General features: G+C 63.2%; 12 protein-coding genes and 1 pseudogene. 10 read left to right on the top strand and 3 right to left on the bottom strand.

Annotation, left to right across the window (positions count from 1 at the left end):
- The first annotated feature begins 1,624 nt into the window (after positions 1 to 1,624).
- Complete coding sequence (locus CFB82_RS33610; RefSeq protein WP_011350423.1) at positions 1,625 to 2,320, top strand: ParA family protein; 696 nt, start codon at positions 1,625 to 1,627, stop codon at positions 2,318 to 2,320.
- The gene (locus tag CFB82_RS33605; protein ID WP_089486762.1) at positions 2,313 to 3,344 is read left to right on the top strand and encodes a ParB/RepB/Spo0J family partition protein; all 1,032 of its coding nucleotides are present in this window, start codon (positions 2,313 to 2,315) and stop codon (positions 3,342 to 3,344) included. Before CFB82_RS33610 ends, CFB82_RS33605 begins: the two co-directional genes overlap by 8 nt.
- A gap of 94 nt (positions 3,345 to 3,438) precedes the next feature.
- Here the strand turns inward: CFB82_RS33605 and CFB82_RS33600 are convergent, their stop codons facing one another.
- Positions 3,439 to 4,755: a replication initiation protein gene (locus CFB82_RS33600; RefSeq protein ID WP_039369202.1), complete on the bottom strand. Its 1,317-nt coding sequence runs from the start codon at positions 4,753 to 4,755 to the stop codon at positions 3,439 to 3,441.
- Positions 4,756 to 7,349: 2,594 nt separating this feature from the next.
- Between CFB82_RS33600 and CFB82_RS33595 the strand changes: the two genes are divergently transcribed.
- Positions 7,350 to 7,658: a hypothetical protein gene (locus CFB82_RS33595; RefSeq protein ID WP_046547226.1), complete on the top strand. Its 309-nt coding sequence runs from the start codon at positions 7,350 to 7,352 to the stop codon at positions 7,656 to 7,658.
- 179 nt (positions 7,659 to 7,837) lie between these two features.
- Here CFB82_RS33595 and gcvA read toward each other — a convergent pair whose 3' ends face one another.
- On the bottom strand, positions 7,838 to 8,743 hold the full coding sequence (gene gcvA / locus CFB82_RS33590; protein WP_089476471.1) for a transcriptional regulator GcvA: 906 nt from the start codon (positions 8,741 to 8,743) through the stop codon (positions 7,838 to 7,840).
- Between the two features lie 139 nt (positions 8,744 to 8,882).
- Here gcvA and CFB82_RS33585 point away from each other — a divergent pair, with 139 nt between their 5' ends.
- The 3 genes from CFB82_RS33585 to CFB82_RS33570 all read left to right on the top strand — a co-directional run bounded on the left by CFB82_RS33585 (position 8,883) and on the right by CFB82_RS33570 (position 12,661).
- A complete protein-coding gene (locus tag CFB82_RS33585; RefSeq protein WP_089486761.1) occupies positions 8,883 to 10,181 on the top strand; it encodes an adenylosuccinate synthase in 1,299 nt (432 codons plus the stop codon).
- Positions 10,182 to 10,481: 300 nt separating this feature from the next.
- Entirely contained in the window at positions 10,482 to 11,423 is a 942-nt protein-coding gene (locus tag CFB82_RS33575) for a LysR family transcriptional regulator (RefSeq protein WP_089486759.1), read from the top strand.
- A gap of 266 nt (positions 11,424 to 11,689) precedes the next feature.
- Complete coding sequence (locus CFB82_RS33570; protein WP_089486758.1) at positions 11,690 to 12,661, top strand: aliphatic sulfonate ABC transporter substrate-binding protein; 972 nt, start codon at positions 11,690 to 11,692, stop codon at positions 12,659 to 12,661.
- Between the two features lie 80 nt (positions 12,662 to 12,741).
- Here CFB82_RS33570 and CFB82_RS33565 read toward each other — a convergent pair whose 3' ends face one another.
- Positions 12,742 to 13,722 carry an AraC family transcriptional regulator gene (locus CFB82_RS33565; protein WP_179255485.1) on the bottom strand — a complete coding sequence of 327 codons (981 nt, stop codon included), beginning with the start codon at positions 13,720 to 13,722 and terminating at the stop codon, positions 12,742 to 12,744.
- A gap of 597 nt (positions 13,723 to 14,319) precedes the next feature.
- On the opposite strand from CFB82_RS33565, the gene CFB82_RS33560 reads away from it, so the two are divergent.
- From CFB82_RS33560 to CFB82_RS33545, 4 genes and pseudogenes are all read left to right on the top strand, one after another.
- Complete coding sequence (locus CFB82_RS33560; RefSeq protein ID WP_089486757.1) at positions 14,320 to 15,204, top strand: LysR family transcriptional regulator; 885 nt, start codon at positions 14,320 to 14,322, stop codon at positions 15,202 to 15,204.
- A gap of 231 nt (positions 15,205 to 15,435) precedes the next feature.
- Positions 15,436 to 16,692 carry an efflux RND transporter periplasmic adaptor subunit gene (locus CFB82_RS33555; RefSeq protein ID WP_089486756.1) on the top strand — a complete coding sequence of 419 codons (1,257 nt, stop codon included), beginning with the start codon at positions 15,436 to 15,438 and terminating at the stop codon, positions 16,690 to 16,692.
- 15 nt (positions 16,693 to 16,707) lie between these two features.
- Positions 16,708 to 19,899 (top strand): efflux RND transporter permease subunit, encoded by a 3,192-nt coding sequence (locus tag CFB82_RS33550; RefSeq protein WP_089486755.1) that lies wholly within the window; start codon positions 16,708 to 16,710, stop codon positions 19,897 to 19,899.
- Positions 19,900 to 19,901: 2 nt separating this feature from the next.
- Positions 19,902 to 20,163: pseudogene (locus CFB82_RS33545) on the top strand (multidrug transporter); the annotation flags it as partial.

The following is a 20,163-nucleotide window of genomic DNA, read 5'->3' as shown; positions in this document are numbered from 1 at the left end:
ATTTCGATTTGAGTATCGAACGGTCCGACCAGCACCCGAACTCGCAAGTGTTCCATCGGTGGGAGACGAGTCGTCTCATACCGACCTCATGAACTGATGGGGACTTTGCCGTCTCCGCAACCAAGTCGTCTTAGTGCCCTCCTGTCGCTCGGCCACATACTCTCCAGTGCCGGAAGTCTCGCATAACGTTGCGGCCCAACGATTCGCCCGGTGAGAGTGTGCGTTGTCACGTGACAACTCTCGCTGAGAGATCAGCGCAGGCACCTAATATGAGTGTTCTGCATCGTGTCGTGAGGTATCAGGTTCGCCTCAATTCGATTCAGCTCGATGCCAGACCGACCGATACGTCTCAAATACCACACATTACGTATCAAACGAGACAATTTGCAGCGCGTACGCACCGTCTTTGGCACGAAGAATGCGAAATGACCATACGCCCCCTATTTACAAGGGTGATCTTGGCAATTGTGCGTGAAACAACATGAAGAATAGAGCGCAACCCATTGCCAGATAAGGATTTCCACGAACGTCGAATTTCTTGGAAATGTTTCACGATCCGGCCCGTTTGAGTTGTCAGCGGCCTTCAACACTGCAGTTCGTCGCAAATCAGAGCCTCGCATGCAGAGTTATCGCGCAGAAGCTCCTGGCTTAACTCAAGGCTACGCGCGACCAAGGCCATGCCCTCCCCTTCCGACCCACACACTGGCAAAGGTGGTCCGAACAAAACACCTCGCATAAATGGGGACACATCAAATGCGCCCGTGATACGCATTTATGGATGCAGCCCGGCAAACTAACCGGCGCCTTTCTTCTGGCACATGACTGCAGGTAAACAACGATGAAGCTCCCGGGTCTGCGAAGCAATTGACGGCCCATACTCTCCGACATAGACGCCCTTCGTCCGAAGTGCGACACAAACCGCTACTTCGACACGCAAGTCCCCCGATACAACACTCCAGTTGTCACGTGACAACGCCGCAGCCAATCCATCTAGGAAGCTGCATGTCGCGACAAACCGGCGATGCAAATCTCTTCTTTAGTGATCCACGTGCTCATGCTCTATCGAGTCCGATCACAACCCCTCCTGATGAACGATTCAGTACTTACGTTATCTCCCGCTCCAAATCGATTGTCACGTGACAACTCATCGCATGAGAGGCAGTCATGTCAAATCCAAAACCATATTTCGGGCGTCGAATGACCTCACGTAGTCTTGATTGCAATCAAAGGAGGGATTTCTGGCGCCGTATTACGTCGAGAAAGAGCAAATCCCGGCTGCTTGTCACGTGACAACCAGGTTTCCTGGCGACGCCCATAAATTGGCTAATGGAAATTGTGGCGAGTCCTGCCGAGGACACTGCGACCTCAAGTGGCCTGTCTCCATTCGCAAAACGCAGCCATCGGCAATTTGTCGAACTTCCTCCCGATCTTCGTACGTAATTTCCAACCGCGATCGTCATTTTTATTTTTACTCGACCGCGAATTACGACTGACTCGTTAGCCATTCGGCCCACTTGTCACGTGACAACCGCATCGATCCTCAAGACATACATCACGTCGAAGGCTTTTCTGGACATTTCGATAACAATTGAATATATTACGCAAAACTCCGTGGAGAAATTTAATGGCTTTCAAGATCGCCGTCAGTAATCAAAAAGGTGGGACTGGAAAGACAACCATCTCCGTCAATATCGCCGCTGCATTCGAAGCCGGCGGCAACAAGGTCGCCCTGATCGATGCCGACCCTCAAGGCACGTCCGTCCGGTGGGTGACGAGCGGCGAGAACACGCTGCCGATGACGGTTCTCTCTCTGGCCCCTGCCGGTCGCGGCATCGGCGGCGAGATCAAGAAACAGGACGCGAACTTCGACGTGATCGTTGTCGACTGTCCTGGCAACCTCGAAGACCCGCGAATCGCCTCCGTACTCGAGGTCGCCGACTTCTGCCTCGTGCCGCTATCACCATCGCCAGCCGATCTCTACAGCACGGTCGCGATGATCCGCATGATCGAGTCGATGCGATCCGTCCGTAACCCGAATCTTTCTTCCGCATTAATGCTGAATAGCGTTAATGGAAAAACTAAAATGCGTGAAGAAATTTTAAAAATTCTAAGGGCTGAGGAAATAGGGGAGCATCTGCTCGACAGCCAGATCGCGCAGCGCGAGGTCTACCGTCAGACGTTTGCGCTCGGCACCACGATCCATCACCACAATCGATATCTGAAGGGCCTGAAAGAAGCCCGTGCGGAAATCGAAAAGCTGGTCACGGAAATGGCCCAATACATCGCGTCGACGCGCGCTACCGGAGCCGCCCATGGCTAAGGACACCTCGAAGGACAAGAAGCCGACCGGCAACCTGCATCTCGCAGCCGGCCTGCTGCGCGGACTCGCGCAGGAGAATGCGGCACTCGAAACGCGGCTGCCCGAACCGGCGGCTGCACCGAATGTCGTCGGCGAAACGGCACCCGCCAGCGCTCCGGCCTCGGCCACGCCGGCCAGCACACCGGATCTTGGCGCGCCTCAGAAGGTATTGGTCAAGGATTGCATTCCGAACCCGTTCAACCCGCGCGTGTTCTACTCGGAGTCGAGTCTGCACGAGCTCGCGCTGACACTGAAACGGGAAGGGCAGATCGAGCCGATCAAGGTTACGCGCCTCCCGGAGTTTCCCGGCAAGCTCGTGGTGATCGATGGGCAACGCCGGCTCCGCGCGACGAGCATCAACGGCGATGAAACCATCAACGCCACGTTCCGCACGGATCACACGCCTGAGCAGCTCTACACGATCGCATATCGCGCGAACCACGACCACGAACGCCAGACGATCTTCGATGATGCGGTCGCGTGGAAGCGTCTCCTCGACGAGAAAGTCTTTGCCGACCAGAACACGCTGGCGGAAAAGATCGGCAAGGACAAGGCATCGATCAGCAAGACGCTGTCGCTCAACGCGCTGCCGAACACACTCCTGGAACGGATGGCGAGCGCGAACGACGTGGTCGGCCTGCAGGCGGCATACTTCTTGAAGCTGATCTTCGAACGCTTGGGCGAGCCGACTGCCGACCGGTTGTTGACGGCCGTGATCGACCGGAAAAAGTCGGTTCGTGATCTGGAAAATTTCCTGCGTGCACAAAGCGACGGCAGCAAGAAAGCGGGGCGTACGCGTTACAGCGTTCGCCATGACTTCGAGCTCGAATCGCGAGCGATCGGCCAGTTGAAAACCTATCCGGACGGACGTCTGGATCTGCAGCTCAAGGGCGTCGACGCATCGCACCAGGAAGCGCTCGCCGACAAGCTCAAGACCGTCATCGACGCGTACGTTGCCGAACTGGCAACGGCCACGCAGCAGTAACGCGCGAAAAGCAGAAAGCCTCGCATCCGCGTTGCACCGCGAAGCCGGACGATGACGTCCGGCGCGCGACACACATCCGGCTGCGAGGCCTTGTTCAGTTGCCGGCGAGACTGCTTTTCAGCAGGAATTCCAGCAAGTCGTCCGAGGTCGGTTCGCCCCACGTATCCAGCGCGAGCCATCGGAAGAAACTGGTCTGCGCGAGCTTGCTCGCCTTCTTCTTCGGCGACAGCGTCAGGTCCTTCGAGCCTGCCACCGTCTCGTTGTAACGCTCGATCAGCTTGGTCTGATCGTCGATCTCCAGTTCGCGGAAATACGCGCCGGCTTCCTCGACCTTCGCCGCCAGATATTTATCGCGAATCTGCTCCTGCTTGCTCTGCGCGGATTCCTTCGCCGGGGCCGCCGCTTCCGTTCCCTGCCCGTCGGACAGCGTGTAGCCGTGCGTCAGCGCCTTGCGGAAATACGCGGCCACGTTGTCGACCGGGGCCGCATTCTTCTTCGTAGTCCGATTGAGCGTATAGGCAATCGCCGCCTTGATGCGCTGCACGCCGTATTGCGTGATCAGCCGGCGCGCTTCCGAGCGCGGGATGCCGAACTTGGCGACCTCCTCGACCAGCGCTTCGTTCTTGACGTCGCCGTCCTCCACCGTATCGGTGCTCTGCTTGCGCGTCACCTTGAACTGAACCGCCTCCACGCTCCGGCCGGACTTGTGTTCGATCAGCTCGAGCGTGTGATCCGAAACTTCGTTCACCTCCTGAATGCACGGCACCAGGACCTTGCTCTTGAACAGCTTGTATTCCTTGTATGACTGCGACGCCTTGTCCTGGCCGAGAATGAGGTCACGAAATTTCGGCAGCGGAATCTTCGCGGTGATGCCGATCCCCTCGTAGCGCACCGTGTTTTCCCACAACGCGAGCGAGTGCGACCGCCGGAACTCGCGGGCGATCCGCATATCGATCAGTGCGTAGATCTCGGGGTTGAGCAACTCGCTGCGAATCTGGTCGGAGAAGCTGTACTTCAGCACCGATTGCTCGAGCTCCGCGCCGGCGAGCAGGCCCGACGCTTTCCAGACTGTCGATCGATCCGCGGCCAGATAGTCCCAGTTGACGACGGTACTGATCAGCGAGTTGACCGTGTCCTTCACGTACTTCGTATTGTTGCTGTTCAACCCGCTCTCGTGCGAAAGCGACGCAAGCGAAATCGAGAAGCTCGTCCGGCCCGGCTCGAACGCCTCCTGGCGAAGCGCGTTCTTGATCAGCGAACTGAACATCTTGCGCTGCTGCAGGCCGATCTTTCCGGACTTGGGCGCGATATGAATCGCCTGGACCGCCTTGCGCAGCAAGTCGGGAGGCTCTGGGGTCTGAAACAGCGAAACCTGTTTGTCTGAGCCTTTGCTTGCGGGCTTGCGCGGCATCGTAATGTCCGGATAAGGTCACCTTGTTGAGAGCGGACTTTATACCTTTTCGCGCCAACGAGCAACGTCCTTGTTCCGGATTTACTTGCACTCTCTCCGCTAACCTACAGATATAAAAGGAAAATTCACAATCAGACGATCTGTGCGGAACCCCATATCCAGCTACCTTTCGACAAAAATGCCTCCCACAAGCCGCTACCTTTCCTGCCCGGACGCGGAAACCCGGCATGAGATTTGCCCCTGGCAAGGTAACCATCCATGGGAAGCAAATGCGGAGAATCGAGATCGTTCGGCGAATTCGTGGTGCTCTGCAGCACGGACCTGCTTTCTTCCCATAACTTGCTACCTTCACCGATTCCCACAGGAGGGTACCTTTCGACCGGCACGGGCTGCGTTGGCTGCGCTGATTCCAGCCCTGAAGGCAAACATCGCTCCCATAAACGGCAACCCATTGTTTTCCCCATAAAAGGTTACCTGTCGGTCCCATCGACCCTGTCCATGGGAGCCAGCCACAGGAAATCCGGGAGAGAAGCAATCGAGCCACCCCAGATGTGACCCATAACCGGCTACCTTTGAGGGGCCCCATAACCGGCTACCCGAGAAAAATCACTGTGCGGCCCGGCGTTCACGGATCCCCAAAAGCGCCCCATAAAAGGCTACCCACGGGCATTCCCATAGACGACTACCCAACGCGTTTCCGGGCCGATTTCCCATAACCGGGTACGCTTGCCCCATATCCACAACCCCGATTCCCCACAACGGGGTACCCCAATCCCCAAATCCACAGACCTTAACTCCCAAGCCCTTACACCTGTGCTCCCATAAATGGGTACCGAACCCCCATCAAACCCTTGTCAGATAAGGCTGTGAGCCGTCTAAAGGTAGTTAAAGAAGTAAACGTGGTTTACAAAAGATGTAAACACACGTGCGCGTCCGCAGAAAGACGAACCCCATAAACCGCTACCAATGGGTAGCCGTCTATGGTGTTGCTCGCCTTCAAACAATCGATTCAAGCGTGGAAACAATGAATTGGCGCCCTGTTCTACACAGGCTCCAGGCCCGACAAGGCTCCCAAAAGAGGTGAGTACACACTCACATGAGCCCGAAACGTAGAAACCTATGGGAGAAAAACGGGAAGAAGGCTCCGTTTCCACGCACAGGTTCCCGTTTATGGGATCAAAAAACCCGGCTACGTGACCTCGTCAGCGCGTGTCACCGACCCGCAAAGCGGATCAACGATCCGGAAACATGAATCTCTCTGGTTTCGTTCACAGCAGTTTGAAATCATCCGGGACGGCAGCCGAAGGGTTTTTTGCACTCATGCTTCCCTGTCCATGGACAAGTTTTTCCGTTTGCCCGCGCGCGCTTCTCGTCAAATTTAGCCTGTGGGCTGTGTACAGAGGCAATCGACGTCGTTCGCTTTGCTGCCTCGGTGGTCTTCGAACTTTCTACCTTTGGAGCCACCAACCGAAGTTCAATGCTGTGCACCAGGATCACAAGGAGAGGCCCGGGAACGGCTTCCCGCGGATGAACGGGGTGGGTGGCGCTATCTGCACGCATCGCCGGCTCCTGGGTCGATCCAGGGCACGTCGCGAACCAACGTGAAGATGCGGGCGACCGCGAAGCTCACCGCAATCGAATTCGAGCGATGATCCCGAACATGCTCACCTTCCGACAGTTCCGAATCCTGTAAAAGCTCACCAACCAGGCGAGGCCGCAGGAATCGGCATGCTGTGCAGGCAGCGGCACCCGGCTGGATTCCGGGCGAGCCACGCTACGGAATGAAAAACCTGTGATTCGCACCCGTTGCGCGGTGCGTTCCTGAGCCGAATCGGACGGATCACAAGCGTGGCCGCCACATCGCAACCCGACGTGCCACGGTCACCGGACGAGCGCAGCGACATCGGTGCGGCACCGTCGGCGCAACCGTGAAGTGAATCCCGCCGATCTCTTCACCACACGCGATGTGTTCACACCATTCGTCATACGGACCCACAGGATCACGCGGTGACGCGTTGTACCGGCCCAGGTAGCGCTCGGCATCACAGTGCGGCGATTGGTTGACGGATCGAATGCTGCGCGCCGTGGCGACGCAATCGTGCATGCGTTGATCGCCGCAAAACCGAATCGTGGTCGTTTATGGGAGGAACCGTCGCTTGAACCGCGTCGACTGGCAACGCGGCACACAGTTCGACTGCTGATGCTGTGATCGTGAATGGTCTGATAACAGTCACCTCAGGCGCGAGCGTGCCGGCAACACCCCCTATGAAACAGTCCTGGGTCACTCACATCGCACTGCACCGGGCGCACATGACCCATCCTCTGCGCTGAATCGCGGGTACACCGACTGTGTCCTGTCTCCGCCGCAGCGCGATCGGCACACGCCACACAGTTCGTCCTGTCGGTGACAGTCGACCGGGCATCCACGTTGTCTCCCATAGGTGTATCCCCATTCCGTTCCCACGTTGGCGCCACATTTTTCGCGGCGCGGTTATGATGCACAGGTCCCGAACTCGGCATGACAACCGATCGGGGCAGGGGCGGTATCTCGATGGTCTTTCAATCCGTGATAAACCAGATAAGAGAGTTCAGCGATGCAAATCCAGATCAGAAAACTCACGCTGGCTGCTACCGCAGCCGCGTTCCTGTTCGGCTCGGCAGTTCCTGCGTTTGCGCAGACCGACGCCAGCGCACCTGCGGCACAGGACGCGAAGGCAGCGAAGAGCCAGGCACGCAAGGCTGCCCGGGCCCAACGCAAGGCAGAGCACAAGGCAGCACGTGCGAAGAACAACGCCGAGCTGAAGAAACTCGAAGACGCCGGTTACAAGCCCGCGGCCAATGATCCGAACTATCCGCAGAACCTGCAGAACGCGGAGAAGAAAGCCGCCGGCGCAAGTCAGTAAGCGCCGGCCGGCGGCAAGCCACGGTTCGATCCGCGGCTTGCCGCGTGCGTCGCGGTTCCGCGGCGCACCTCGAAAACAGCATTCCCGGTATCGACGAAGGCAAACGCGATCCAGGCGTTTGCGTTATTTGTTTCGCATTCCTGTCTATCTCGGCGCGCGCTCTCCGCACACCGACGCAGTCAGTTCCGCACGCCCGGCGCGGCCGTATTTCCCGCCACCTTCAACCAATCCTTGAACGCCCGCACCGCTTCGTCATTCGCGCGTGCCGAGGCCACGTACGTGAAGTAGCGCCACGGCGGCAGTGCCGGTTCGCTGAACGGCTGCACCAGCCGACCTTCCGCGATGTCGTCCGCGACGAGCGCGATCGGTCCCATCGCGACGCCAAGCCCGTCGAGTGCGCCCTGCAGCGTCAGGTAGAAGTGCTCGAGCGTGAGCGAGTGGCGCGGCACGAGATTCGGCTGTCCGGCTGCCGCGAGCCATTCAGGCCACATGCCGGGATAGGTGGCAGCGTGCAGCAGCGTGAAGCCGGCCAGATCGGCAGGCGTATGCAACGGCCGGCCTTCCAGCAGCTTCGGCGCACACACCGGCAGCCGGACTTCGGACAGGAATTCCTCGGCAACGTAACCGTCGATGGCCTGCGGGCCGCCGCGAACGATCAGGTCGACCTTGTCGCGCAGCTTGTCGATCGGCTCGTTCGACGTCGACAGCCGCACCTCGATGGCCGGATGGGCGACCTGGAACGACGACAGCTTCGGCACCAGCCAGCGCAACGAAAACGTCGCGGGGGCGCTGACGCGCAACACGCGCTGCTGCGCGTGGCCGAAATGCTGCGCGGTGGCGAGCGCGATCCGGTCGAACGACGCGCCGACCTCGGCGAGATACGCCCGGCCCGAGTCGGTCAGCTCGACCCGCCGGTTATGGCGTTCGAACAGTGGCCGTCCGAGCCAGGCTTCCAGCTGCTGCACGTGCCGGCTGATCGCGCCATGGGTCACGCACAGTTCGTCCGCGGCCAGCGTGAAACTGCCGAGGCGCGCGGCGGCTTCGAACGCACGCAGCGAATTCAGCGGAGGGAGTCGTCGGGCCATTGGATCGTTCGTGTGATATTTACTCACACGATGGTTCAGGTTTAATCGTTTGATCGGGTGCTCAAGCTCCGCCAATATGGCATACAAACGGCCCGGTCGGCCGAATGATTGTCTGAATTTCTCACATGGAGTGCGGAGCATGCCGAACGTGGTGGTCGTGGGCGCCCAATGGGGCGACGAAGGTAAGGGGCGCGTCGTGGACTGGCTGGCCGCACAGGCCGATCTCGTTGCACGCTACAACGGCGGCCACAACGCGGGTCATACGCTGGTCGTCGGCGGCAAGACGTACAAGCTCGCGCTGCTGCCGAGCGGTGTCGTGCGCGGCAAGCGCGGCGTGATCGGCAACGGCGTGGCGCTCGATCCGGAAGCGCTGCTCGCGGAAATCGGGCGGATGGCCGAGCTGGGGCTGTCGGTGACGCCGGATAGCCTGTCGATCGCCGAGAACGCCACGCTGGTGCTGCCGATCCACCGCGCGATCGATCAGGCTCAGGAGCGTCTGCGCCGCGAGCCGATCGGCACCACGCTGCGCGGGATCGGGCCGGCCTACGAGGACAAGGTCGGGCGTCGCGGGCTGCGCGTCGGCGATCTCGCGGAACCGGGCCGGCTCGCCGCAAAACTGGATGTGCTCGTCGACCATCACAACGCATGGTTCCGCGGCCTGGGGCTCGACGAGTATTCCCGTGATGCGATGCTGGCGACGCTGATCGACCTGGCGCCGCGGATCCTGCCGTTCGTGCGCTCCGTCTGGGCCGATCTCAACGACGCGACCGACCGCGGCGAGCGCATCCTGTTCGAAGGGTCTCAAGCCGTGATGCTGGACATCGACTGGGGCACGTACCCGTTCGTGACGTCGTCCGGCACCGTTGCCTCGGCGGCGGCGGCCGGTACCGGGCTGGGTGCGTCGAAGCTTGGCCACGTGCTGGGCGTCACCAAGGCGTATGCGACGCGGGTCGGCGGCGGCCCGTTCCTCACCGAGCTGTCCGACGCGACCGGCGAAACGCTGCGCGCGCGCGGGCAGGAGTTCGGCGTGAATACCGGCCGACCGCGCCGCTGCGGATGGCTCGATGCCGCGCAGTTGCGTCAGGCCGTCAGGGTCTCGGGCATCGATTCGCTGGCGCTCACCAAGCTCGACGTGCTCGACGGTTTCGAGTCGATCGCGCTGTGCGTCGGCTACGAACTCGATGGCGTGCGGGTGGATCATCTGCCGGCGAGCCTCGATGCGCAGGCGCGCGCGAAGCCGGTGTACGAGCGGTTCGACGGCTGGCGCGGCACCGTGAAGGGGGTACGTGAACGTGCGGCGCTGCCGCGCGCCGCGCAGGATTTCATTGCACGCGTCGAAGCGGTCGCCGGCGCACCGGTATCGATGATCACGACCGGCGCGGAGCGCGACGACACGATCGTGTTGCGTAATCCGTTCGATGCGGCCGCCGGGGCCTAATACGTCATCCATGCCGTGAATCGCGCGGCGGCATCGTGGTCGCCGGGTAGTTTTTGCCGATCCGATGCCGGTCGCGTGCCGGCGCGACGGGGGCGCGTATGCGCTCGGTCCGTACACCGCGCGCAGGGCGACTCGGCGACACGATTCGGCATCCGGATTACGCCGAATACGACGAACTGGACACGTCTGCACGGCTGCTGTACTGTTCCGCACAATTCGCGCCAGACCGGCCTGCGCCGGCGCTGCCGGCACCATGGCCGCGCGGTGGCGCGACGTGATCTCAATCCCGGGGACAGGCCGATGGACACGTTACAGATGATGCGCATTTTCGTCCGGGTGGCGGAGGAGGGCAGCTTCACGAGCGCCGCCCAGCGCCTGGACATCACGACGGCCTACGCATCGCGGTCGGTCGCGCAGCTCGAAACGCATCTGCGCACGCGCCTGCTCAACCGCAGCACACGCCGTATCGCGCTGACCGACGCCGGGCAGCGTTATCTCGACCGCTGCCAGCGCATCCTCGGCTATATCGACGAGGCGGAAGCCGAGGCGGCCGACGCACAGGCGAAGCCGTCGGGACGGCTGCACGTTCACGCGACGACGAGTTTCGGCCAGTCCTACGTGGTGCCCGCTGTCGTGCGCTACCGTGAGCGCTATCCGTCGGTTGCGGTCGAACTGACGCTGTCGCAGCATGTGCCCGACATCATCGACGAAGGCTATGACGTATCGCTGCAGTTGAGCACGACCGAGTTGCCCGATTCCGGGCTCGTGTCGCAGCGGCTCGGCGAAGTGGGCAGCGTGCTGTGCGCGTCACCCGCATACCTGAAGGCGCGCGGCACGCCGCAGACGGTGAGCGACCTCGACGGGCATGCGTGCCTGCAGATCGTCACGCCGCTCTTTCCGCGCGACCGTTGGCATCTCGATGGTCCCAACGGACGCGAAACGTTCGAACTGCCATTGCCGGATTTCCAGGTGAACATCGCCGATGCGCTCGGCGCCGCGCTGCGTGCCGGGCTCGGGATCGGTTCGCTGCCGATGTCGGCCGCACTGCCCGGGCTCGCGAGCGGCGCGCTGGTGCGCGTGCTGCCCGAATACCGGTTGCAGAAGCTGACGGTCTATACGCTGTACGCATCGCGCCAGTATCTCGATGCGAAGATCCGCACGTTCGTCGATTTCCTGCGCGAATGCGTGCCCGAGTTGCTCGCTGCCGACGAGGCTGCGCTGACCGCTTCCTGCAAGTCCTGAAGTCGAACCTTCGGCGTGTGAGCCCGAGGCTGCGCATCAAACGATAAATAATCCGTAGTCCTTTGTTTTGCGCGGATGTCGGCGGCGTCCTCGCGACCGACCCGGGCAATGATGCCCGGGTAACCGGCGTGCCCTTATGAAAGCGCTTGCTTTCGTTATCGAACAACGTTGGTTCGATGCGCGGCGCCACTCCCCTAGAATCGGTTCGACCGGCTTCATCGCATGCGTGCGCAACGCCGCATCCTCTTCATCGAACCCGATACGACATGGCAGACCAACACTCCACAACCCGCCGCCGGCTCCTGCATGCTGGCCTGGCGATCGCGGCGGGCGCCGCCGCGCATCCGGGCTTTGCGCTGGCGAGCACCGCCGGCGCGCGTACGTTGCGCATCGGCTATCAGAAAGGGCCGCTCAGCCTGTTGAAGGCACGCGGTACGCTGCAGAGCAAGCTCGCGACACTCGGCGTGACCGTCACGTGGACCGAGTTTCCGTCGGGGCCGCCGCAGCTCGAGGCACTGAACGCGGGATCGATCGACTTCGGCGATGTCGGTGAGGCACCGCCGATCTTCGCGCTCGCGGCCGGCGCGCCACTCGTCTATTACGCGCAAACGCCGGCCGGCCCCGCGGCCGAGGCATTGGTGGTCGCGAAGGATTCGCCGGTCAGGACCTTCGCGGACCTGCGCGGCAAGCGCATCGCGCTGGTGAAGGGATCGAACACGCACTTCCTGCTGGTCCGGCTGCTGCAGTCCGCCAAGCTCAACTATGGCGACATCTCGCCGGTCTGGCTGTCGCCGTCCGATGCGCGCGCCGCGTTCGAAAATCGTTCGGTCGATGCGTGGATCATCTGGGATCCGTTTCTCGCGGTGGTCCAGCAGGCGTTCGGCGCGCGCATCGTCGCGGACGGCACCGGGCTCGTCGAGAATCGTAGCTACTACTTTGCGTCGCGCACCTATGCGCAGCGCAATGCCGACGTGCTGGACGCGGCCGTGTCGGAATTGACGGCGGTCCAGCGGTGGCTCGATGCGAACCGCGCGCAGGGTGCGGCCGAGTTCTCGAAGCTATGGGGGATTCCGGAGCCGGCGGTGGCGCTCGCATTTCGCCGCGCGCGCTTCGGTGTCGAGCCCGTCACGCGCGACACGCTCGCGTATCAGCAGCGTATCGCCGATGTGTTCTACCAGACAGGCGTCCTGCCGAAACGCGTCGACGTCAGTCTGGCCGCGCCACCTGCGCTCGCTTGATGGTCCGGCCGGCAAGTAACCGCTCAACGGCGGAATGACCGTGCCACACCGTCCGCAATCGGGCACGCGTCGAGCCGGGCCTACGGCGCGACGCGGGATAGCGGCACCGCTTCGTCGCGCAGCTTCAGCACATCGCGGCCCGGCGCATCGCCGAACAGGCGTGCGTATTCGCGGCTGAATTGCGACGCACTCACATAGCCGACACTGCGGCACGCCTGCCGCGCATCCATTGCCGACAGGCACATCAGTCGGCGCGCCTCCTGCAGCCGCAGTACCTTCTGGCATTGCAACGGGCTCATCGACGTGACCGCACGAAAGTGGTGATGGAAGGTCGACGGGCTCATGTCCACCTGCCGCGCGAGCGATTCGACCGTCATTGGATCGAGGTAGTGGTCGCGTATCCAGGCGACGGCGCGCGAGATGCGCTGCGTCGTCGAATCGGCCTGGCCGACCTGCGCGACGCGTGCACCCGACGGGCCCCGCAGCAGCCGAATGAGGATTTCGTCGACGATCAGCGGCGCGAGCAGGTCGATGTCGTCGGGGTGCGCGACCAGTTGCATCAGGCGCACGACGGCGTCGACGATTTCAGGCTGGGCATCCTGCGTGTCGAGTGCACGGCAGTCGACCGCCTTCGGCAGCCCGAGCGGAAACACGCGTGGCGTGAGTGCCGCGATGCGGGCCGGGTCGAGTTCCAGTTGCGCATAAAGGAATGGTTCGGCCGGGCTCGCGCGCATCACGCGGCCGGTGACGGGCAGGTCGGCTGTCGCCACCAGCATCCGTGATTCGTCGATCACGTAGGTGTCGTCGCCAACCTGCGTCGATTTCGCGCCTTGCCCGACGATGCTCAGGCACGCGTGGTGCACGCCATGGTTCCAGTGCGGCGGCGACGCGGAGGCACGCCCGATGCGCATGCCACGTACCGGGAGCGCGAACGTGCCGTCGTGCGGTGCATACGCGGCGATCAGCGCAGCGAGTCGGGCCGTGGGCGACCGGGCCGGCGACCGAGGGTCGTGATCGGGCGTGATGCGCTGTAGCGGCGGCGTTCGGGCGTCGATTTCCATGGTGCGTGAGCGGATGGCGGAGTGGTCGGTGCAAGGTGCGCGGCTGCGATTCCCTGTTGGTGTCCCGGCAGGGGGGGCCGGCACGGCGGTCACATCGTACGGCGAGTCGCGTGCACGTGATTGCCTAAATCTGTGGGAAATTAGCCCGATCATCCGGATCTGCATGGCCGGTGACCGCCTCGCTCGCCGCTGCGCCGTGTGCAGCGCACAAATTCGGAAATTAAGGCAAAACAATCGCAGGATCGGGCAAGCCATTTTCCGGCCGTTTTCATACCATTGCACCTGCTGAAACAAACGTGATCCAGTGCGCTCGGGCGATGCGGGCATGAGCGTCGCATGGCCGGCGGGCGCCGCCGGCGTTGTCGCGGCGAACCACTGGAAAAGACTCAGGACTGCTATTCGAATATTCATGCATCGGGCCAGCCGAGGCCGGCTTGCGTCCGTTGCATGCCGGCTCGCGTCTGGCGCGAGCGTGCCGACCGACCCGGCGTGGCTGGCGTCGGTGCGGCCGCATTGGCCGGGCCGTTGCATGTCGGTCGCGATGCGGCGACGGGCGCCCGCGTCAAGGCAGTCGACCGCGCAGGGGAATCCGGACAAATGGACCAACTTCAATCGATTCGGGCATTCGTGACGGTGGCAAGGGAAGGCGGCTTTCGCCGGGCGGCAACCCGGCTGCGCGTGTCGACGGCGATGGCGAGCCGGCTGGTCGATGCGCTCGAGACGCGCCTGGGCGCGCGCCTGCTTCAACGCAGCACCTGCCACCAGTCGCTGACGGAAATCGGCGAGCTGTACCTCGCGCGCGTCGAGCGGATTCTCGGTGCGATCGACGAGATCGACGGGCGTTTCGTCGCGATGGGCAGCAAGCCGGAAGGCGCGCTGCGCATTGCCGCGCCGGTCGCGTTCGGGCTCAGCCAGTTGAGCGCATTGCTCGATCGTTTCGTGAACCGGTTTCCGGACGTGCGGCCGACCGTCACGCTGACCGATGCCCATGTCGACCTGACATCCGAAGCCATCGACGTCGCGTTCCTCACCGACGGCATGCCGGTGACAGGTGCGCATGCGCTGCACACGCTGGCCGCCTACGAATCCGTGCGCGTCGCGGCGCCGACTTATGTCGACGCGCATGGCGGCGCGGCTGCGTCGGGCGACTGGCCGGACATCACGGCCGTGCGGCTCGATCTGCCGGCGACCGGCGATGACGATGCGGCTGCGTTTCGATCCGACACGGCGCCCGGCGCCAGTCCGGGTGTCGGCCATCTCGAAATGGCGCGGCGGCTGGCGGTGGCCGGCATGGGCGCTGCAGTGCTGCCCGCGTATCTCGTCGATGCCGATCTGGTGGCCGGCACGCTGGTGCGCGTCGCGCCGGTTCGCCCGCTCGCGCCCGTCACGCTGAAGCTCGCGCATGCGCGCACCGCGCATCTGCCGGCCGCTGCACGGGCATTCGTCGAATTCGCCGGCGCCGCGTTCCGGCCCGCGCGCTAGCAGCCCGGTTGATCGCCGCAGCAACGCCCGCCCGCCAGCGCTGCGGGCTCATGGTTCTTTTTCCTCGGAAGCAGTTCGACGAACGAACGCTCCGCAGGGCGCAACGCACGCCCGAAATACGCGACCGCATCCGCGGCAAACAGGAAGCGACAGCATTCCGGCCGCGCGTGCAGGTCACGAGGAGATCTGGTGATTCCCATTGAAGGTCGTCTATTTGTGAGAGGTCGCTCCATGCGCGTCGAACGGGTTCCATACCGCTTAATCACTGCCGCAACGGCCGCCGTTTTCCTGGCCGCGTGCGGGAAAAAAGAATCGGCACCGCCGCCGCAAACGCCGGAAGTCGGCATCGTCACCGTCCAGCCGCAGGCCGTGCCGGCGGTAACCGAACTGCCGGGCCGCACCAGCGCGTTCCTCGTTGCGCAGGTCCGCGCGCGTGTCGACGGCATCGTGCTGCGTCGCGAATTCACCGAAGGCACCGACGTCAAGGCCGGCCAGCGTCTGTACAAGATCGATCCGGCACCGTACGTCGCCGCGCTGAACAGCGCGAAGGCGACGCTCGCGAGGGCACAGGCGAACCTCGTCACGCAGAACGCGCTGGTCGCGCGCTACAAGGTGCTGGTGGCCGCGAACGCGGTCAGCAAGCAGGACTACGACAACGCCGTGGCCACGCAAGGGCAGGCCGCGGCGGACGTCGCAGCGGGCAAGGCGGCGGTCGATACCGCGCAGATCAACCTCGGCTACACCGATGTCGTCTCGCCGGTTTCAGGCCGCGTCGGCATCTCGCAGGTGACGCCGGGCGCGTATGTGCAGGCGAGCCAGGCGACGTTGATGTCGACGGTGCAGCAGCTCGATCCGGTGTACGTGGACCTCACGCAGTCGAGCCTCGACGGGCTGAAGCTGCGCCAGGACGTGCAGAGCGGCAAGCTGAAAACGAGCGGCCCGGGCGCGGCGAAGGTGTCGCTGATCCTGGAAGACGGCAAGACCTATTCGGAAGCCGGCAAGCTGCAGTTCTCGGACGTGACGGTCGACCAGGCCACCGGCTCGGTAACGATTCGCGCGATCTTCCCGAACCCGGGCCGTGTGCTGCTGCCGGGCATGTTCGTGCGCGCACGGATCGAGGAAGGCGTGAACGAGAACGCGTTCCTGGTGCCGCAGATCGGCGTCACGCATGACCAGAAGGGCCAGGCGATCGCACTGGTCGTGAACGCGGCCAACAAGGTCGAGACACGTCCGTTGACGACGGCCGGCACGTATGGCCAGGACTGGATCGTCGAAGGCGGTCTGGAAGCGGGCGACCACGTGATCGTGCAGGGCGTCGACAAGGTGCGCCCGGGTGCGACCGTGAAGACCGTCGCGGCGCAGCTCGCACCGGCGCCGGACGCAGCGTCCGGCACACCGGCAAGCGCCGCGAATGCGTCCGGCGCCGCGCCGGCGAGCACTGCCGCCCATGCTGCCGCGCGTTCGACCGCTGCGTCGGCCGCGCAATAACAAGGAGTCCGTTTCATGGCCAAGTTCTTTATCGATCGCCCGATCTTTGCGTGGGTGATCGCGATCGTGCTGATGCTGGCCGGCGTCGCATCGATCTTCAAGATGCCGATCGCGCAGTATCCGACGATTGCACCGCCGACGATCCAGATCCAGGCGAACTATCCGGGCGCTTCTGCGAAGACGGTGGAAGACACGGTGACGCAGGTGATCGAGCAGCAGATGAGCGGTCTCGACAACTTCCTGTACATGTCGTCGACGAGCGATGACTCGGGCAACGCGACGATCACGCTGACCTTCGCGCCGGGCACGAATCCGGACGTCGCGCAAGTGCAGGTGCAGAACAAGCTGTCGCTCGCGACGCCGAACCTGCCGCAGGTCGTGCAGCAGCTCGGCATGCAGGTCACGAAGTCGAGCAGCAACTGGCTGATGTGGTTCGCGTTCAATTCCGAGGACGGCAGCATGTCGAAGGAGGACCTGACGAACTACGTGGCGTCGCACGTGCTCGATCCGCTCAGCCGCGTGAACGGCGTTGGCCAGACGCTGCTGCTCGGTTCGCAGTTTTCGATGCGCATCTGGCTCGACCCGGTCAAGCTGACCAACTACAGCCTCACGCCGACCGACGTGTCGGCCGCGATCACGCAGCAGAACGTGCAGATCGCGGGCGGCCAGATCGGCGGCACGCCGGCGAAGCCGGGCACGATGCTGCAGGCGACGATTACCGAATCGACGCTGCTGCGCACGCCCGAGCAGTTCGGCAACATCCTGCTGAAGGTCAACCAGGACGGCTCGCAGGTGCGCCTGAAGGACGTCGGCCGCGCGGCGCTGGGTTCGGAGAACTACACGTTCGACACGAAGTACATGGGGCAGCCGACGGCCGGTCTCGGGATCCAGCTCGCGACCGGCGCGAACGCGCTGGCCACCGCGACGGCGCTGCGGGCCAAGGTCCAGGAGCTGTCGAAGTACTTCCCGCACGGTCTCGTCGTCCACTATCCGTACGACACGACGCCGTTCGTGCGCCTGTCGATCGAGGAAGTGGTCAAGACGCTGCTCGAAGGTATCGTGCTGGTGTTCCTCGTGATGTACCTGTTCCTGCAGAACCTGCGGGCGACGATCATCCCGACGATCGCGGTGCCGGTCGTGCTGCTCGGCACGTTCGCGATCATGGGCATCGCCGGTTTCTCGATCAACACGCTGTCGATGTTCGGCCTCGTGCTCGCCATCGGCCTGCTGGTCGACGATGCGATCGTGGTGGTCGAGAACGTCGAGCGGGTGATGGCGGAAGAGGGCCTGTCACCGAAGGAGGCGACCCGCAAGGCGATGGGCCAGATCACCGGCGCACTCGTCGGCGTGGCGCTCGTGCTGTCGGCGGTGTTCGTGCCGGTGGCATTCTCGGGCGGCTCGGTCGGCGCGATCTATCGTCAGTTCTCGCTGACGATCGTGTCAGCGATGGTGCTGTCGGTACTCGTCGCGTTGATTCTGACGCCGGCACTGTGTGCGACGATCCTCAAGCCGATCCCGCAAGGGCATCACGAAGAGAAGAAGGGCTTCTTCGGCTGGTTCAACCGCACGTTCGATCGCAGCCGCGATCGCTACACGAGCGGCGTGAACCACGTGATCCGGCGCTCGGGCCGCTGGCTCGTGATCTACCTGGCCGTGTTCATCGCGGTCGGCGTGATGTTCGTGCGCCTGCCGAAGTCGTTCCTGCCGGATGAAGACCAGGGCTACATGTTCATGATCGTGCAGACGCCGTCCGGCTCCACGCAGGAAACGACCGGCAAGACGCTCGACAACATCAACACGTACCTGACCACCACCGAGAAGGACGCGGTCGACTCGGTGTTCACGGTCAATGGCTTCAGCTTTGCGGGCCGCGGCCAGAACGCCGGTCTCGTGTTCGTGAAGCTGAAACCGTACGAGCATCGCCAGCGTTCGGACCAGAAGGTGCAGGCGCTGATCGGCCGGACGTTCGCGCACTACGCGCAGTACAAGGACGCGATGGTGATCCCGTTCAACCCGCCGTCGATTCCCGAGCTCGGCACCGCTGCCGGCTTCGACTTCGAGCTGACGGACAACGCCGGTCTCGGCCACGAAGCGCTGATGGCCGCGCGCGGGCAGCTGCTCGGGATGGCCGCGAAGGATCCCGCGCTGGCACTCGTGCGCCCGAACGGCCTGAACGATACGCCGCAGTACAAGGTCGACATTGACCGCGAGAAGGCGAACGCGCTCGGCGTGACGGCTGCCGCGATCGACCAGACGTTCTCGATCGCGTGGGCGTCGCAGTACGTGAACAATTTCCTGGATACCGATGGCCGGATCAAGAAGGTGTACGTGCAGTCTGACGCGCCGTTCCGGATGACGCCGGAGGACATGAACATCTGGTATGTGCGCAACAGCGCGGGCGGCATGGTGCCGTTCAGCGCGTTCGCGACCGGCCACTGGAGCTACGGTTCGCCGAAGCTCGAACGCTACAACGGCGTGTCGTCGATCGAGATCCAGGGGCAGGCCGCGGAAGGCAAGTCGACCGGGCAGGCGATGGCGGCGATGGAAGCGCTCGCGAGCAAGCTGCCGGAAGGTATCGGCTACTCGTGGACGGGCCTGTCGTTCCAGGAAATCCAGTCCGGTTCGCAGGCGCCGATCCTGTACGCGATCTCGATCCTCGTCGTGTTCCTGTGTCTCGCGGCGTTGTATGAAAGCTGGTCGATCCCGTTCTCGGTGATCATGGTCGTGCCGCTCGGCGTGGTCGGCGCGCTGCTCGCGACGATGCTGCGCGGCCTCGAGAACGACGTGTTCTTCCAGGTCGGCCTGCTGACGACCGTGGGCCTGTCCGCGAAGAACGCGATCCTGATCGTCGAGTTCGCGCGCGAGTTGCAGGCGGGCGGAAACATGGGGCCGGTGCGCGCGGCGATCGAGGCGGCGCGCCTGCGGCTGCGTCCGATCCTGATGACGTCGCTCGCGTTCATGCTCGGCGTGCTGCCGCTTGCGATCAGCAACGGCGCGGGCTCGGCGAGCCAGCACGCGATCGGTACGGGCGTGATCGGCGGGATGATCACGGCGACGTTCCTCGCGATCTTCATGATCCCCATGTTCTTCGTGCGGGTTCGCGCGATCTTCAGCGGCGAGACGGAAAACGTCGACGACGCATGGCGTCTCGTGCAGGGCGACCTGCAGCGTGGTCACGACGACGCACACGATTCGAAGGGGCAGTAACGATGCAAAAACACGCTTTGACTGCAACCGCGGTCGCCCTGGCTGCCGCGTTGTTCGCCGCGGGCTGCACGATGGCGCCGCATTACAAGCGGCCCGATGCGCCCGTCGCGCAGGCGTACCCGGCCGGCGGCGTCTATGCGACGCAGCCGGGTGCGGCCGGCGCGCGCAGCGCGAACGGGCAAGCTGCGACCGCCATCGGCTGGCGCGAGTTCTTCGTCGATCCGCGCCTGCAGCGGCTGATCGAGATCGCGCTGAAGAACAACC

The organism is Burkholderia sp. HI2714, from assembly GCF_002223085.1.
Lineage (GTDB): Bacteria > Pseudomonadota > Gammaproteobacteria > Burkholderiales > Burkholderiaceae > Burkholderia > Burkholderia lata_D.
This window is presented reverse-complemented; position numbering and strand designations above follow the sequence as displayed.

What these genes read in the sequence shown, in the direction of transcription:
- CFB82_RS33610 (WP_011350423.1), top strand. Translation starts at nt 1,625, where the DNA reads ATGGCTTTCAAGATCGCCGTCAGTAATCAAAAAGGTGGGACTGGAAAG.
- CFB82_RS33605 (WP_089486762.1), top strand. Translation starts at nt 2,313, where the DNA reads ATGGCTAAGGACACCTCGAAGGACAAGAAGCCGACCGGCAACCTGCAT.
- CFB82_RS33600 (WP_039369202.1), bottom strand. Translation starts at nt 4,755, where the DNA reads ATGCCGCGCAAGCCCGCAAGCAAAGGCTCAGACAAACAGGTTTCGCTG.
- CFB82_RS33595 (WP_046547226.1), top strand. Translation starts at nt 7,350, where the DNA reads ATGCAAATCCAGATCAGAAAACTCACGCTGGCTGCTACCGCAGCCGCG.
- gcvA (WP_089476471.1), bottom strand. Translation starts at nt 8,743, where the DNA reads ATGGCCCGACGACTCCCTCCGCTGAATTCGCTGCGTGCGTTCGAAGCC.
- CFB82_RS33585 (WP_089486761.1), top strand. Translation starts at nt 8,883, where the DNA reads ATGCCGAACGTGGTGGTCGTGGGCGCCCAATGGGGCGACGAAGGTAAG.
- CFB82_RS33575 (WP_089486759.1), top strand. Translation starts at nt 10,482, where the DNA reads ATGGACACGTTACAGATGATGCGCATTTTCGTCCGGGTGGCGGAGGAG.
- CFB82_RS33570 (WP_089486758.1), top strand. Translation starts at nt 11,690, where the DNA reads ATGGCAGACCAACACTCCACAACCCGCCGCCGGCTCCTGCATGCTGGC.
- CFB82_RS33565 (WP_179255485.1), bottom strand. Translation starts at nt 13,722, where the DNA reads ATGGAAATCGACGCCCGAACGCCGCCGCTACAGCGCATCACGCCCGAT.
- CFB82_RS33560 (WP_089486757.1), top strand. Translation starts at nt 14,320, where the DNA reads ATGGACCAACTTCAATCGATTCGGGCATTCGTGACGGTGGCAAGGGAA.
- CFB82_RS33555 (WP_089486756.1), top strand. Translation starts at nt 15,436, where the DNA reads ATGCGCGTCGAACGGGTTCCATACCGCTTAATCACTGCCGCAACGGCC.
- CFB82_RS33550 (WP_089486755.1), top strand. Translation starts at nt 16,708, where the DNA reads ATGGCCAAGTTCTTTATCGATCGCCCGATCTTTGCGTGGGTGATCGCG.